This window comes from Halalkalibacter alkaliphilus (assembly GCF_023555415.1).
GTDB classification, from domain to species: Bacteria; Bacillota; Bacilli; order Bacillales; family Bacillaceae_D; genus Halalkalibacter; species Halalkalibacter alkaliphilus.
On sequence record NZ_JAKRYL010000028.1, the window covers coordinates 1 to 14,393 of the forward strand.

13 protein-coding genes are annotated in these 14,393 nt (G+C 36.8%); 10 read left to right on the forward strand and 3 right to left on the reverse strand.

The window, feature by feature from the left end; all coding sequences use genetic code 11:
- Positions 1-346: 346 nt before the first annotated feature.
- From MF646_RS19780 to MF646_RS19795, 4 genes are all read left to right on the forward strand, one after another.
- Positions 347-1,291 carry an AEC family transporter gene (locus MF646_RS19780; protein WP_250098226.1) on the forward strand — a complete coding sequence of 315 codons (945 nt, stop codon included), beginning with the start codon at positions 347-349 and terminating at the stop codon, positions 1,289-1,291.
- A 350-nt stretch (positions 1,292-1,641) separates the two neighbouring features.
- On the forward strand, positions 1,642-2,793 hold the full coding sequence (locus MF646_RS19785) for a M20 peptidase aminoacylase family protein (protein ID WP_250098227.1): 1,152 nt from the start codon (positions 1,642-1,644) through the stop codon (positions 2,791-2,793).
- 251 nt (positions 2,794-3,044) lie between these two features.
- Positions 3,045-4,100 carry a DmpA family aminopeptidase gene (locus MF646_RS19790; RefSeq protein WP_250098228.1) on the forward strand — a complete coding sequence of 352 codons (1,056 nt, stop codon included), beginning with the start codon at positions 3,045-3,047 and terminating at the stop codon, positions 4,098-4,100.
- Between the two features lie 19 nt (positions 4,101-4,119).
- Complete coding sequence (locus tag MF646_RS19795) at positions 4,120-5,019, forward strand: fumarylacetoacetate hydrolase family protein (RefSeq protein WP_250098229.1); 900 nt, start codon at positions 4,120-4,122, stop codon at positions 5,017-5,019.
- 59 nt (positions 5,020-5,078) lie between these two features.
- Here the strand turns inward: MF646_RS19795 and MF646_RS19800 are convergent, their stop codons facing one another.
- Both MF646_RS19800 and MF646_RS19805 read right to left on the reverse strand, forming a co-directional pair.
- The gene (locus MF646_RS19800; protein WP_250098230.1) at positions 5,079-5,351 is read right to left on the reverse strand and encodes a DUF3006 domain-containing protein; all 273 of its coding nucleotides are present in this window, start codon (positions 5,349-5,351) and stop codon (positions 5,079-5,081) included.
- Between the two features lie 3 nt (positions 5,352-5,354).
- Positions 5,355-6,521, reverse strand: a complete 1,167-nt coding sequence (locus MF646_RS19805; protein ID WP_250098231.1) for an MBL fold metallo-hydrolase — start codon at positions 6,519-6,521, stop codon at positions 5,355-5,357.
- Between the two features lie 232 nt (positions 6,522-6,753).
- Between MF646_RS19805 and MF646_RS19810 the strand changes: the two genes are divergently transcribed.
- The 3 genes from MF646_RS19810 (at position 6,754) to MF646_RS19820 (ending at position 9,641) form a co-directional block, all read left to right on the forward strand.
- Positions 6,754-7,545, forward strand: coding sequence for an SDR family oxidoreductase (locus MF646_RS19810; RefSeq protein ID WP_250098232.1), 792 nt, complete (start codon positions 6,754-6,756; stop codon positions 7,543-7,545).
- Between the two features lie 125 nt (positions 7,546-7,670).
- Positions 7,671-8,687 carry a low-specificity L-threonine aldolase gene (ltaE, locus tag MF646_RS19815; protein ID WP_250098233.1) on the forward strand — a complete coding sequence of 339 codons (1,017 nt, stop codon included), beginning with the start codon at positions 7,671-7,673 and terminating at the stop codon, positions 8,685-8,687.
- Positions 8,688-8,921: 234 nt separating this feature from the next.
- A complete protein-coding gene (locus MF646_RS19820; protein ID WP_250098234.1) occupies positions 8,922-9,641 on the forward strand; it encodes a polysaccharide deacetylase family protein in 720 nt (239 codons plus the stop codon).
- 1,193 nt (positions 9,642-10,834) lie between these two features.
- Here the strand turns inward: MF646_RS19820 and MF646_RS19825 are convergent.
- The gene (locus tag MF646_RS19825; protein ID WP_250098235.1) at positions 10,835-11,602 is read right to left on the reverse strand and encodes a PRC-barrel domain-containing protein; all 768 of its coding nucleotides are present in this window, start codon (positions 11,600-11,602) and stop codon (positions 10,835-10,837) included.
- A gap of 138 nt (positions 11,603-11,740) precedes the next feature.
- On the opposite strand from MF646_RS19825, the gene MF646_RS19830 reads away from it, so the two are divergent.
- From MF646_RS19830 to MF646_RS19840, 3 genes are all read left to right on the forward strand, one after another.
- The gene (locus tag MF646_RS19830; protein ID WP_250098236.1) at positions 11,741-12,421 is read left to right on the forward strand and encodes an SIMPL domain-containing protein; all 681 of its coding nucleotides are present in this window, start codon (positions 11,741-11,743) and stop codon (positions 12,419-12,421) included.
- A 90-nt stretch (positions 12,422-12,511) separates the two neighbouring features.
- The gene (locus MF646_RS19835; RefSeq protein WP_250098237.1) at positions 12,512-13,429 is read left to right on the forward strand and encodes a DMT family transporter; all 918 of its coding nucleotides are present in this window, start codon (positions 12,512-12,514) and stop codon (positions 13,427-13,429) included.
- A 252-nt stretch (positions 13,430-13,681) separates the two neighbouring features.
- Positions 13,682-14,296 (forward strand): hypothetical protein, encoded by a 615-nt coding sequence (locus MF646_RS19840; RefSeq protein WP_250098238.1) that lies wholly within the window; start codon positions 13,682-13,684, stop codon positions 14,294-14,296.
- Positions 14,297-14,393 lie beyond the last annotated feature (97 nt).

The window sequence follows — 14,393 nt, forward strand, 5'->3', positions numbered from 1 at the left end:
ATATGCATAACAGAATGCTCAAGGAGCTGAAGAGCTCTGTTTAGGAGGAGCGATATCTTCCTGGAGTAGTTCGTGATTACTAAGCGAGTAACTTCTTGAAAGATCTCGTCCCTTAATGTCGTTTCGACAGAGAGATAGAGAATTTGGAGAGCAAATTTTTCACTTCGGACACTCTATCCAGGTAGTTGAACAATATTAACCATAAATTATATCTTCAAATTGGAGACTCCAGGTAAGAGGAAGTCTAAAAACATATTAGTAAATCAATCTAGTTTTCTTCCTATACATATTGCTGTTTTCCTGGTTATCGTTTACTATAGTTTGGTTGACTACATAGGAGGGCATTATGAATCTACAATCAGTAATTGCATCAGTTAGTGTTATGGCTATCATAATGATTATTGGATTTTTACTTGAGCGTAAAACAAAATCGGCCATTGAAGCTAAGCAACTAATTATTCAAATATTAGTTATTTTGGCTGTGCCAAGCGTGATATTAAATGCAATTTTTCAAACGGAGATAACAGATAAGGTTCTTTCTCAAATGGGTTTGATCTTTTTATTTTCTGTAACTATTAATTGTCTAGGTATTCTAATAGGGTTAGTAGTTGCTAAAATTGTTGGATTTACTTCATTAAAAGCAAGGCAGATTGCTGTCTTAGCTGGGTTAGGAAATACAGGCTTTATTGGCATCCCACTATGCGCAAGTATATTTGGACCAATGGGGGGATTGCTAGCTTCAATTTTTGATGCCGGAATGAGCTTGACTGCTTTCACGGTCGCTGTTTTATTATTACAAGAAAAAATGAAGTTTTCTTTAGCTAACTTTAAACCATTATTAAATCCACCTGTTATCGCTATTTCCTTTGGATTGCTTTTTGCGATTAGTGGGTTCGAAGCACCGAGTTTAATCAAACAGGTTTCAGCTACTTTAGCTGGAATAGCTGCACCATTGGCGATGTTATACGTAGGTCTTTTAATTCCATCTATTTTTCAAAAAAATAAAGATGTTGAGAAGTTACAGATAAAAAATGTTGCTCTACCTATTTTTCTAAAACTTCTATTGATGCCTGTTGTAACATTACTCATAATGAAAGGTATACCAATTGATTCTTTTATGAAAGAGTTAATTATTATCCAATCTGCGATGCCTACATTAACACTCGCAACGGTCTTATTTGTGCGTTATTCAAATGGCGATCGTTCTGGCTTGATTACTGTTGTGACATCTACAGCTCTTTCATTGCTAACCATTCCTGTCATAGCTTTCTTGATACAAAAGTTCTTGTAATTCCTGATCCGATTCAAACATAATTGATTTAAGGCTAAAGAATCGCACTGATATGCGATTCTTTTTAAATTTACCGTAAAATTGGAGTTTAACTTACTTTTCTAGCTGATTTATCCTTGCGCTCGATCGTTGTATTTTAAATTGAAGTCTTGGCAATTTAAGCTGTTTATTTACAATTAGAATTCCTACTATGACCAACATGAGTGATAAAAAACGATAGGAGCAACAGCAGACGATAGTTAGTTGAGCCCTTTTTTATTTCTATAGCTAGAAGCAATAGATTGTTATGGTTCAATTGAATACACTATAGTAGAGAGTCAAAAAAATGACCAATATGTCTAGAAAGAAAGGTGATTACAATTTTTGCTTATCGTGAGTGGCTGAAGAAGAATAAAGAACAATTCATAGAAACGTATCAACATCTCCACTCAATTGCAGAAATTAGTTGGGAAGAAAAAATGACAACTGAATTTATATGCCAGCAATTAAAGGAATTAGGAATCCCGTTCTCAACTTTTTCTGATCATACGGGAGTTGTGGCTACATGGACAGGCGATGAAGGTGGACCTGTAGTTGGAATAAGAGCAGATATTGATGCCTTATGGCAAAATGTAGATGGAACCTGGAAGGCTAATCATTCTTGTGGGCATGATGCTCATTCAACAATGGTGCTTTATGCAATCAAAATGTTAAAAGAACTTGGGTTTAGTCCTCCCGGAACAATTAAGATTATTTTTCAACCAGCTGAGGAAACAGGAAAAGGGGCTAAGGCATTAATTGAAAAAGGTGTCGTCGATGACATTACTTATCTTATTGGAATTCATGTTAGACCCATTCAAGAATTACGTGTAAGACAAGCGTCACCAGCGATTTATCACGGGGCTACGATGGTGTTTAAAGGAAAAGTAAAAGGAATACAATCACATGCGGCTAGACCGCACCTTGGAATTAATGTACTCGATTCGGTTGCAGCTATAATATACGCAATTAATTCCATTAAACTAGATCCGACAATCTCTAGTTCAGCTAAAGTTACAATGGTTCAGACAGAAGGAAAGAACATGAATATTATCCCTGATGAGGCGCTATTTGGTATTGATTTACGCGCCGAGACGAATGAAGCTATGAATGTGTTAGCTGAGAAAGTAAAGAAGGCTGTTAGTGCTGCTGCTAGTATTAATGGATCTGAGGTAGAACTGGAAACCATAGCATCTACTGTTGCGGCTGTTCCTAATCGTTTTATGGAAGATGTAGTAGCTGAGGCGATTGAAGAAGGGCTGGGGTGTGATGGTGTGACTTTGCCACTAGTGACACCAGGTGGAGAAGATTTTCACTTTTATGCAGTTTGTAGGCCTATACAGGCAACAATGGTTGGTCTTGGAGCAAATTTAGAACCAGGACTTCATCATCCTAAGATGTCGTTTGACTTATCAGCTTTAGAAGATGGGGTCGTTATCTTAGCAAAATCAATAGAAAAAGTCTTTGAGAAAGTCCGTTCGTAAATAACATACGAAAAAGAGCGTCATCAAAATGACGCTCTTTTCTAGAAAGGAGAGGAAAATGAATCAGCGTGATGCTTGTCTAGGTGATGCGAGCAAAACAACACCAAACCAATGCTGATCGAAAAAGCTTGCCTCATTGCTGAGGTTAGTACATCATATGTAAGCATGAGAGAAAAGGAATAAATATATGCGGAACTGTAGAAAGAACAAACGAATGTACTAATGCATTTGTGTAGGAGGAAAAACGAACTATGGAACATAGACGAAGACTTCGCGATATAGGAATCAAGATTGGTAGGTTTGAGACAGGTAATTTAAACTCAATAACGGACATTGAAGGTGTCAAAGTGGGCCATAAGACCATTATAGAAGACTTACATAACGGAAACTCAATAAGGACGGGTGTGACAGCCATATTGCCTCATTCGGACAATTTATTTAAAGAAAAAGTGATCGGTAGTTCCTATGTGATTAATGGCTTCGGAAAAACAACAGGGACGATACAGATTGAAGAATTAGGAGTAATTGAAAGTCCCATTATGCTTACAAATACCCTTTCTGTCCCTGCTGTAACAGAGGGAACAATTCGTTATTTATTAGACCATAATGATGATATTGGTAGTGTTACAGGAACCGTAAATGTTGTTGTCGGGGAATGTAATGATGGTTTTCTAAACGACATCCGTGGGATGCATGTGAGACCTAAGCATGCTATAGAAGCAATTATATCTGCAAGTAAGGGGGTGGTTGAAGGCTCTGTTGGCGCTGGAACGGGCATGTCTTGTCTTGGTTTTAAAGGGGGAATTGGAACAAGCTCGAGAGTGATAACTGTTGACGGAACAAAATATACCCTTGGCGTACTTGTTTTAAGTAATTATGGGAAAAAAGAGGATATTCTTATGCCAGAGTCTAATAAACGTGTATATAAGAGTTCTGAAGGAGTAGACCTTCCCGACGGATCCATTATGATCATCATTGGCACAGACGCTCCTTTTAATGAGCGCCAATTACAGCGGATTTCAAAAAGAGCTGCTTTCGGTCTTTCAAGAACAGGGTCTTCTGCTGCTCATGGAAGTGGGGATATTGTTATTTCCTTTTCAACGGCTCATCGAATACGGCACTACCCTAGTAAACTTAGGCAAACATACTCGTTTTTTGTAGAGGATGGTCCAATTATTTCTGATTTTTTCGAGATGGCTGTTGAGGCTGTTGAAGAGGCGATTTGGAATTCATTGTGTAAGGCAACGACGATAGTTGGTCAGAAAGGAAATAGACGAGATGAATTTCCTTATCATTTATTTAAATGAAGAAAGGGTGGAATGAAAAATGCGGTTTGTGACGTACGAAGCAGATGGTAACAAGTTATTTGGAGTGAAATTAGAAGATACAGTTTTTGATTTATATGAACTTTCAAAGGAGTTCCATAATGGAGTTGCTCCTGACTTCTTGAAGGATATGAAATCATTCATTCAAGCTGGGACTGATGCTTTCCATTATGTAACGGAGTTAGTAACTAAACTTGAAGAAGATGGTAATATGAATGCTCGCTTTTTAAGAAAAATAGAAGATATAAAATTGCTCCCCCCAATTGAGAACCCAGGGAAAGTTGTTTGTGTTGGTAACAATTATATGGATCATTGTCGTGAGCAAAATGTCGATCCTCCGAAACAACCACTTATATTTTCAAAATGGCCGACATGTATTATTGCAACTGGTGAGGAAATTGAATTACCAGAAGAATCAAAGCAAGTGGACTTTGAAGCAGAACTAGCTGTTGTAATCGGTAAAGGTGGCAAACATATATCTGAAGAAGAGGCAGAAGACTACATATTTGGCTATACGATTATGAATGATGTGAGTGCTAGAGATGTTCAATTTGGTGATGGACAGTGGGTAAGAGGAAAATCTTTTGATACTTTTGCTCCGCTGGGCCCTGTTCTTGTTAGCAAAGATGAGATAGCAAATCCTCAAGAATTACATATTAAGCTAGATGTGAATGGGCAAGTGTTGCAAGATTCGAATACAAAGCATATGATCTTTTCCATTCCCTACATCATTTCGTATTTATCAAAAGGTTTCACGTTTGAACCTGGTGATATAATTGCGACAGGAACACCTCATGGGGTAGGAGTGTTTCGAAATCCTCAGGTTTTCTTAAAGGGTGGAGATGTGTGCACAATTGAGATTGATCAAATTGGTACGCTCCAAAATAAAGTGACAGAATAAGGATTGTAAGCTCTGACGGTTAACATAATGCTATAAAAAAGGAGGGAAAGATGACCAGTTCATCTTTCCCTCCTTTTAAATCGACTGTTTGTTTTGGTAGCTCGTAACTGCTGCATTTTTTTAGCAATGCTTTGCTTTGATTTTGCTGTTTGTTCATGATCAATTTTAATGTCTTGGACTGTACTACCATCTAAATTAATTGTAAACCAAGTTCCTTCATTACTTGCTTTGGGCAATTGAGCAAGGTCAATGATAAATTCTTCACCTATACTTTCCACTAAAATCACTGCTTTCTGTCCATCAACAATACGATCTAACACACCTTTTACCATTTTTTATCCTCCCATACATGCTAGATTCTCTGTTTTAATTTCAGTTATTCTAGCTGGACCAATCCCGTTTATTCTTGCTAAATCTGAAATGTCTTCAAACGGCCGCAAGTCAATTAATTGAGAAGCTCGTTCCGTGCCAATATGGATAATATCTTCTAATTCAGATGCAGATGCACTGTTAATATCGATGCAATTTGATTCGCTGGCTATTTCTGTATCCTTTAGTGATTCGGTTGATTCAGAAAAGGAGTCCACTGATTGTTCGGTTTCATCGGTTGTTACGTTATAGTTTTTACCATCAGTTGAGACGATAATCGTTCCATGAACAAAGGTGGTGTATAAATCAATTTTGGCATTTTCAACTCTTGAGACGACCTCATCGTGAGGATGTCCATACTGATTGTCTATCCCTGCTGAAATAATGGCTACTTCAGGATTCACTGCCTCTAAGAACGCAGGAGTCGTTGATGTACTAGAACCGTGATGCCCAAGTTGTAGAACGGTAGAATCTAACTGATGGCCTCGATCAATCATAGCTTGCTCTGTTTGTTCCTCAGCGTCTCCGGTAAAAAGAAAGGAAACTTCACCATACGTTGCACGAAGAGAAATGGATCCTTCATGTATATCACCTGTTAATTGATCAGGGTTAATGACTTCAATAGCAAGTGGACCAATGTCATACACTTCACCAGCTCGTGGCTCGTGATAATCAACACCACTCTCAATAACGGCATTAAGTACTCTTTCAAAGGTTTGTGAGGTCGTTTCATCTCCAGACATCCAAACCTCTGTCACGTCAAATAGGTCTAGTATTTGATCCATTTGTCCTATGTGATCAGCATGAGGATGAGTACCTATTAAAATATCAATATGTGAGATTTCTTCTTTTTGCAAATAGGAAACGACATCACCCGAATTCCAATTCCCAGCATCAATTAAAATATAGTAGGATTCGGTTTCGTCTGAAAACTCAAGTAGCGTTGCATCGGCTTGACCAACATTTATATAATGAACAAGCAATTCGTTATTGAACTGGGCTTCTTCATTATTGATTGAACTTACCTCAGGTGCGGTATTAACTGTGCTTTGTTCCGTTGATGGTTGGGTTCCACAAGCAGTTACAAGTAATACAGTAATAAAACATAAAATGAATAATATCTTTCTCGGCATACGAAACCTCCTAGATGACTGACTCTTTCGCCCTTCTAAGTATATCGAACATTTCCTTATTATGCACTATCTCAGGCCGGTATTTTCCCGAGGGCACTGAAAAAAGCTGGTTTGTACCTTTTTCAATGCCCTCCATTTTCCCAGTAAATGAGATTAGATTCCTGCTATAAAGAATAACATTTGTCTTGTTGGATAAAGTAGGAATAATGCAAAAGGTAAGGAGTTTTACATTATGAGCGAACATAAACCATTGAAGGATAAAGTTGCTATTGTTACAGGTGGATCTTCAGGAATCGGAAGAGCAAGTGCCATTCAACTATCGAAAATGGGGGCGAAGATTGCGCTGGTTGACCTAAAGGAAAGGAATGCTAGAAAAGTGAAGGAGGAAATAGAGAGCTTTGGTGGGGAAGCCATTGTTACAGATACAGATGTCTCTGATGTATTGAGGATGGAAGAGAGTTATAATCAAGTTTTAAAGAAATGGGGACGATTAGATATCGTCTTTTCTAATGCTGGAATTAATGGAAAAGTAGAACCTATTGAAGATTTAAGTGCTGAAGATTGGGACCAAACGTTAACGACCAATTTAAAGAGTACGTTTCTCTCTGTTAAACTGGCTATTCCTTATATGAAAGAAAATGGTGGCAGTGTGATTATTACTAGTTCAATTAACGGAACGCGAACATTTAAAAATTTTGGAATGTCTGCTTACAGTACATCAAAAGCGGGACAAGTAGCATTTGGGAAAATGGCAGCATTGGAGTTAGCTAAGTATCGGATTCGTGTCAACATCATTTGTCCAGGTGCAATTGAGACAAATATTGGAAAAAATACATTTCCAGATAATGAAGAATTAAAAAAGATTAAAATTCCTATCGAATACCCTGAAGGTTCGCAACCATTGGAACATCACGCTGGGAAACCAGAACAGGTAGCGGACTTAGTCTATTTCTTAGCTTCTGATGCGTCTAGCCATATTACTGGAAGTCAAATTTTCATTGATGGAGCAGAATCTTTATTGTAAATGGTATATGTAAAATAGAATCATCGATTGAAATTTTCGGTGGTTCTTTTTGTTATTCATTTTTTCTATCAGACTATAATGATGTATAATGATGATAGATTAAACAGTAAGGAGTTTTACAAAAGATGATTGATTTACGAAGCGATACAGTAACAAAACCAACAGAAGCTATGAGAAAAGCGATGTACGAAGCAGAAGTTGGTGATGATGTATATAGGGAAGATCCAACAATAAGTAAACTAGAAGAGTTAGCCGCTGACTTGTTAGGGAAAGAGGATGCTTTGTTTGTCACAAGTGGAACCCAAGGAAATCAGATTTCAGTGCTGACTCATTGCGTTTCTGGGAACGAGGTGTTACTAGAAAAAGATTCTCATATTTTTTATTATGAAGGTGGGGCTATTTCTGCGTTTGCAGGAGTTCAAACAAGAACGCTTTCTAGTGATAAAGGGGCAATGGACCCTACGGATATTCAAGCTGCTATTCGAGGAAATGATATACATGAGCCAGAAACAGGCTTAATCTGTTTAGAGAATACACATAATCGTTGGGGGGGAGCGATTGTACCTTTAGCAAATATGAAAGCTATTTTTGAAGTGGCTTCACATGCCTATGTTCCAATTCATCTTGATGGAGCACGTCTCTTTAATGCGGCAGTAGCAGAACGTAAATCGGTTAGAGAATTTACGCAGTATACAAATACGGTTCAAATTTGTTTATCAAAAGGCCTTGGAGCGCCAGTTGGTTCAATCATTGCAGGAAGCAATGAGTTTATTGGAAGGGCAAGAAAATGGAGAAAACGATTAGGAGGAGGTCTCCGCCAAGCAGGGGTATTAGCTGCTCCAGGCATCATTGCATTAACAGAAATGGTTGATCGTTTGGCAATCGACAACGAGAATGCCAAACATTTAGGAGAAGGCATAAAAAACATACCAGGATTATCAGTTGCAAATTCTGTTGATACAAATATTGTTTTAGTTGATACATCAGAAAAAGGAATTCCTTCGAAAACATATGTAGAAAAATTGAAGGAGGCAGGAGTGTTAGCTGTTTCCTTTGGGCCGACAACGGTTAGAATGACTACACATTATGATGTAACAAAAGAGCAGATCGACGAAGCATTAGGAACGATACAAAAGATTTAGAAGAGACCACTGAAACAGGTAACAGGTTCAGTTTTGGGAGAGAAGATAGCGTACCAATTTGCAATTTGGTACGCTTGTTTTCGTTTGATATATTAACGAACTAAAATCAGCAGAGTTTTTAGCATAGCTTTTAGCGAGAGTTCATAAATTTTGGGGATTAATGTTAAAATGAGTGTAAGAAAGGCGTATTCAATATAGTATTATATTAGGAAAGATTATTTAATTGGGGGACAGATGAAAAAAATAATAAAAAAAGGTAGTATTGTAATCATATTAGTGATTACTATATGCTATTTATTAAACGAATTATCTCAATCAAGAACGTTTCAATTCTTTGGGGGTTTGGTTAATAGTGTAGAAACAAATGAAAAAGTAGTAGCCTTAACCTTTGATGATGGTCCTGGGATAAATACACATGAAATATTAGATATTCTAAGAGAACATGATGTAAAAGGTACTTTCTACTTAACAGGATTTGAAATTGAAAAATCTTTTGATTATGGGGTTAAAATCGTGCAAGAAGGACACGAAATTGGAAATCACTCCTATTCACATCAAAGAATGATTTTTAAATCTCTATCTTTTATTAAAGATGAAATAAATAAAACTGATGAGTTAATACGCCAAATCGGTTATGAAGGAGAAATTACGTTTCGTCCTCCTTTTGGACGAAGGTTGGTGTTGTTGCCATATTATTTATCCAAGCAAGATACGAATACGATTTATATGAATATAGAGCCTGATTCTTATCCAGAAATTGCTGTTGATTCAGATAAAATTGTAAATCATGTTGTAGAGAATATAAAACCTGGTTCAATCATTTTATTGCATGTTATGTATGAAAGTAGAAGAGAATCACTCAATTCAGTAGAAGGTATAATTACTTCGTTAAAAGAGGAAGGGTATACATTTGTAACAATTTCGGAGCTATTAGAATATGGAAATCAAGAATGATATTGTATAAGTCAACTAATAGATGCTTTAAAGAAAATATCAGTAAAAAAACACACAGGTAATTCAATCATAACGGGTTCGGTTGAAAGGGAGAAACTGCAATTCAACATGACAAATAAGCTATAAATTAACATAGGCTTTAGTGGAAAAACCAACAATACAAATATCAAAACAAAAGGATCAGATTTTAGAATCTGATCCTTTTTGGTCTAAAAACCTAACCTTGTTAGACTAACGCTCCCGGTAGTTTAACAAACCAGAGTAAAATGTCTTTTACAAAAGTTCCATAATGTACTGTTCAACAATCAATGTTTAATTTTTTAACTAATTTTAGAATAATGCCGATCGCTTAAGAAGATTGAATTCTTCAATTTTCCTTATATTTGTTATGGTTCTCCTAACGTTACCTAACTGAGGTTCTCTTTGATTTATAAGATACTAAATCAAAGCACCCATCTCACCTCCATTAAATAAGAAAGCTGTAAATAATTGGCTATAGTAAAATAAGCGGAGATTTTCCGATTAAATGCAGAATAGAGGTCATTCCGGGGAGATATAAGGGGAGGTTTTCCGATTAAGTAAAGAAAATTTCACATTTTCAGTTTTTTTGAGTCAATAGCCGGAATCTCTCCGTCTATTTAAGCTATTTTAAGTGCTAACTATTAAGAGAAATTTCTCCGTTTATTTATCAAATCGGGTGCTTAACCTGATCCCCAAGCTGATAAGAGCGGACCCTTACGACCACAGATGAGGGAATCAGCATCTTTTTCTTGACTAGATTTAATAAAATATCTACTTCAACTAACGCCCCGTTTGTTGAAGAACCATTCACGTATATAAATAGATTCTTCACTTCTCGTCTTTTAACATTTGATTAAAAAATTCTTTTGCTTCTAAACATTGATATAACAACGAAAAATGGAGATGCGAATTAGCGTGCTAATTACATCTCCAAAAGCTATGTGATTTACTGTTTTCTCCCTCTAAAGCGAACCCGTTAAATTCAATCATCTGTGTGTTTTTTATGCTAATTAAAGTGCTAACTTGTGTAGGATTAAAATGTTAAATATACGCTATTTCTTCTTGTGAATTCACTTTTCCCTCCCCAAACTGAACCTGTTATGAAAAAGTACTGCTTTCACCTTTTTTTAGCGGTCATTAAACTAACCTTTTCTGTGCATTGTGTTACATTTTTATTTACAACATTCCGATGAGGGGGGTTGTCCTGCTTCGACATGAAAGCGGAGTTCGTTCTCTGTAAATAAAGATCTGCCATGAGAGTGTTCATCCATATCTATTTTCTCCTTATTCATAAAAACCTTCCCTTCATCCCAATTTATTTCCGTAATCCATGAAGTTGAAAGTGGAGCAAATTGTTTAGAAAGTAACCCACCCATTTCAATTTCGAGTAAGTTGATGGTCCGTGTTTTATAATCAACGATGAGATCAGAAACAACTCCGACCTTGTCATTTTGAGCGTAGGCATCAAAACCTTTTAGGGTCTTTAAACTTCTTAACTTAGTAGATAGAACCTTGTTTTTGCTCGCTAAAGGAACTCCATCTTTCATTTCTACCCCTATTCCTGTTATAGGAGTACCACTTAGATCTCCTCCGTTTAGAGAAGAAATGCCATAGTCTTTCCCGCTTTCGTTCCAACCGTAATAGGTAGATAAATTATTCTCGAATGCAAAAGAGATCGGTGAATGTTTGTTTGGTTTTGGACTATTTTTTATTTGTTCTTTCGTAACATTTAGATTAATGATTCGTTCTTCCATATTTATGTTTGCAATTGCAGCCGGATTTAACAGCACTTTCCCTCCCGAAAACCATCTTCTCGTTTCAAAAATGATATAGCGAATGGAGAAATGGAGAGGGTCGAAATAAATATCGTCAATGGATCCTAGGTCGCCATCTTTTGTGATGAGTGTAAAAGTAGTGAGGTTATTAGACTTGAGATACATTGGAATCTCTCCTTTTAAGAAGTTGTTTACTTATTCCCAAGAAAGAAGATTTTTAAACACTGAAAAATTCAAAGTATGTTAAAGAATTTTAAAAATACATATATATAAAGCTTGAAAATAGAGAGGCGGGATCATTTCATGTATAGGAATTCCTACAATGCTCCGATGTCTTATGGACAAGAAAGAAATGTCAATCATCAACAACCACTCCTTAAAGTAATTGGAGAAGGGAGTATAACAGCCGCTCCTGACCGAGTTCAGATTTTGTTGGGAGCCATTACGGAAGAGGCGACAGTTCAACGTGCACAACAGGAAAATACCGCTATCATCTCAGCTGTTATCGAGGCAATCACTGGGTTAGGAGTGCCGCAGGAGGCCATTCAAACATCAACGTATCGAATTGATCCACAATATGATTTCATAGAAGGCGAACAGGTTTTTCGGGGATATCGGGTTGCGCACATACTTCAAATTACATTAGATCAAGTTGAGCAGTCAGGGACGATCATTGACGCGGCTGTACAACAAGGAGCCAATACAGTTCCGTCTATCACCTTTACTTTTCAGGATCCATCCACCTTCTATCAAGAAGCACTTGTCGAAGCGATAGAAAATGCCAACCAAAAAGCAACAGTTATAAGCAATACAATAGGGGTTTCACTGAACCCAATTCCATTACGAGTTACTGAAATTAATAAGCAAGCTGCAGTTCCTTATCCAACCGTTTTGTCAGCTCAAGCTGCTGTAACTCCGATACAAGAGGGAGAGTTGACGATAACAGCTGCAGTCGAAGTAGAGTTTACGTACTTTCCTAGATGAAGTGAGATTGAAAAATTAAAGGTTGTCAATCAATGGGAACTACTGGTATCTTTATAATCAGACTAAAAAGATACCAGTGGGTGATGTTTTGTGAATCAACTTAGAGTATGGGTGTTACTAATATTAGCTACATTATTTTGGGCTGGTAACTATGTGTTTGGGAAGTATGTTGTTGCTGAGCTCACGCCCGTGTGGATTACATTTTCTAGATGGGTACTATCGTTATGTATTTTATTGCCGATCGCTATTTTCGTAGAGAAGCCAAACTGGAAGAAAGTCAGGGAGTCATGGATCGCCCTATTGCTTTTAGGACTTCTTGGAATTATAGGATATAATATTATTTTATACACAGCATTAGGTTATACATCTCCAACCAATGCGGCATTAATTAGTGCCGTTAATCCAGGATTCATCGTCTTGTTTTCTGTTTTCATGTTAAAAGAATCATTGTCGAAAATTCAAGTCGTTGGCTTATTTATTTCATTGATTGGTGCACTGATTATTATTACGCAAGGAAACTTGTTAGGGATCTTTCAAATGGAGTACAACCGTGGGGACTTATTGATGATTGGAGCCGTTATCGTATGGACATTTTATTCGATAATTGGGAAACGAATATCCGTTCCACCTATTACAGCTACGGCTGTGTCTGCTCTTTTAGCAATGTTGGTTCTTGCGCCATTTGCTTTTTGGGAGGGACTTGAATTAACTAAAGTAAGTTCGATTTCAATCTACGGAATTCTCTATATGTTCATCTTTTCTTCTGTCTGTTCCTTTGTATTTTGGAATATGTCTGTACGAAAAATTGGAGCCAGTCAGGCTGGAATCTTTTTGAATCTTATTCCTGTTTTTACAGCACTGATTAGTTTGGCATTAGGGGAATCTATTTTAGCTGAACAAATACTTGGCGGCTTGCTAGTCTTTATTGGTGTCTATTTAACATCTGGGATGCTTGGGAATCGTGCTGCTCATATCAAAAAGAAAAATGAATACTCTAAGGGCGCGTAACTGCAACAACAGTTACAAGCATAGTAGCTAAAATTATACATTGTCGTTACTAGAATCGTAAAAGAAAAAAGCATTCTACAAATCATTGTAGGAATGCTTTTTTTGTTTGTTCTTAGTAGATCTTCTCGAAATAAATAATGAAAAATTGACATATAAAAACGAGTTTCTTCTAGTTTTGTCATGTGCTTGATTGTGTAGTTCATTTCATAGTAGTCTTTTCATAAACTGATATGTTAGAGGAGATGACTTACTATGAATCGAATTCTTATTTCCATCTTAGGTGTAATCGTAGTAGGGGTAAGTTTATATTACATAGCTTTTAGTAATGGAGATGAAGGTGCAACAGCAGAACTTGAAGTAGAAGAGCTTGACCTAGAGGAGAATAGCGAAGAGACTGCGAAATCGACTAAGGTTGAACTATTGAATGAAGAAGAGTTAGATTCGATCGTCGAACAACCAGTTGCATATCAAGAAAATCAGGAAAAGACTGTAAAAGAAATCATCGCGAAACAACACCATTATTTAAATAAATTGGCCGGATGGGGAAATGCAGACACTCTTGATTACGAAGCGTTACAAAATGATCAAGAGTGGCAGAAGCTTAAAAAAGATATCGAATGGTTGCAAGAAAGTGGATTTGCTGAATCAGTTGTTTTAATCGACATGGACAATGCAAAAGAATTTATGCATGTAGCAAGTTCAGGTGATAGCAAATCATTGCTTTACTTACATCGTATTTTTCATGATTTAGATGCAGAAATCAACGATCAAGAGGTAGATAAAATTTGGAATGTTACACATGCTTTTGGGAATCAATCAGAACAAGATCAGTTACTTTCATACTTATCTAATGAGCGAAACGAGTAACGCTCTAATCCTTTTAAAAGCCATTTTTGGCTAGAAACAATTCCCTTAATGCTTTATGCTAGAATGGATCTTAATGAGAGCTAATTGTTTAGTGACT

Excerpts from the sequence above, each read along its gene's own strand:
- ltaE (WP_250098233.1), top strand. The coding sequence starts at position 7,671 with ATGATTGATTTACGAAGCGATACAGTAACAAAACCAACAGAAGCTATG.
- MF646_RS19795 (WP_250098229.1), top strand. The coding sequence starts at position 4,120 with ATGCGGTTTGTGACGTACGAAGCAGATGGTAACAAGTTATTTGGAGTG.
- MF646_RS19810 (WP_250098232.1), top strand. The coding sequence starts at position 6,754 with ATGAGCGAACATAAACCATTGAAGGATAAAGTTGCTATTGTTACAGGT.
- MF646_RS19790 (WP_250098228.1), top strand. The coding sequence starts at position 3,045 with ATGGAACATAGACGAAGACTTCGCGATATAGGAATCAAGATTGGTAGG.
- MF646_RS19800 (WP_250098230.1), bottom strand. The coding sequence starts at position 5,351 with ATGGTAAAAGGTGTGTTAGATCGTATTGTTGATGGACAGAAAGCAGTG.
- MF646_RS19840 (WP_250098238.1), top strand. The coding sequence starts at position 13,682 with ATGAATCGAATTCTTATTTCCATCTTAGGTGTAATCGTAGTAGGGGTA.
- MF646_RS19780 (WP_250098226.1), top strand. The coding sequence starts at position 347 with ATGAATCTACAATCAGTAATTGCATCAGTTAGTGTTATGGCTATCATA.
- MF646_RS19825 (WP_250098235.1), bottom strand. The coding sequence starts at position 11,602 with ATGTATCTCAAGTCTAATAACCTCACTACTTTTACACTCATCACAAAA.
- MF646_RS19805 (WP_250098231.1), bottom strand. The coding sequence starts at position 6,521 with ATGCCGAGAAAGATATTATTCATTTTATGTTTTATTACTGTATTACTT.
- MF646_RS19820 (WP_250098234.1), top strand. The coding sequence starts at position 8,922 with ATGAAAAAAATAATAAAAAAAGGTAGTATTGTAATCATATTAGTGATT.
- MF646_RS19830 (WP_250098236.1), top strand. The coding sequence starts at position 11,741 with ATGTATAGGAATTCCTACAATGCTCCGATGTCTTATGGACAAGAAAGA.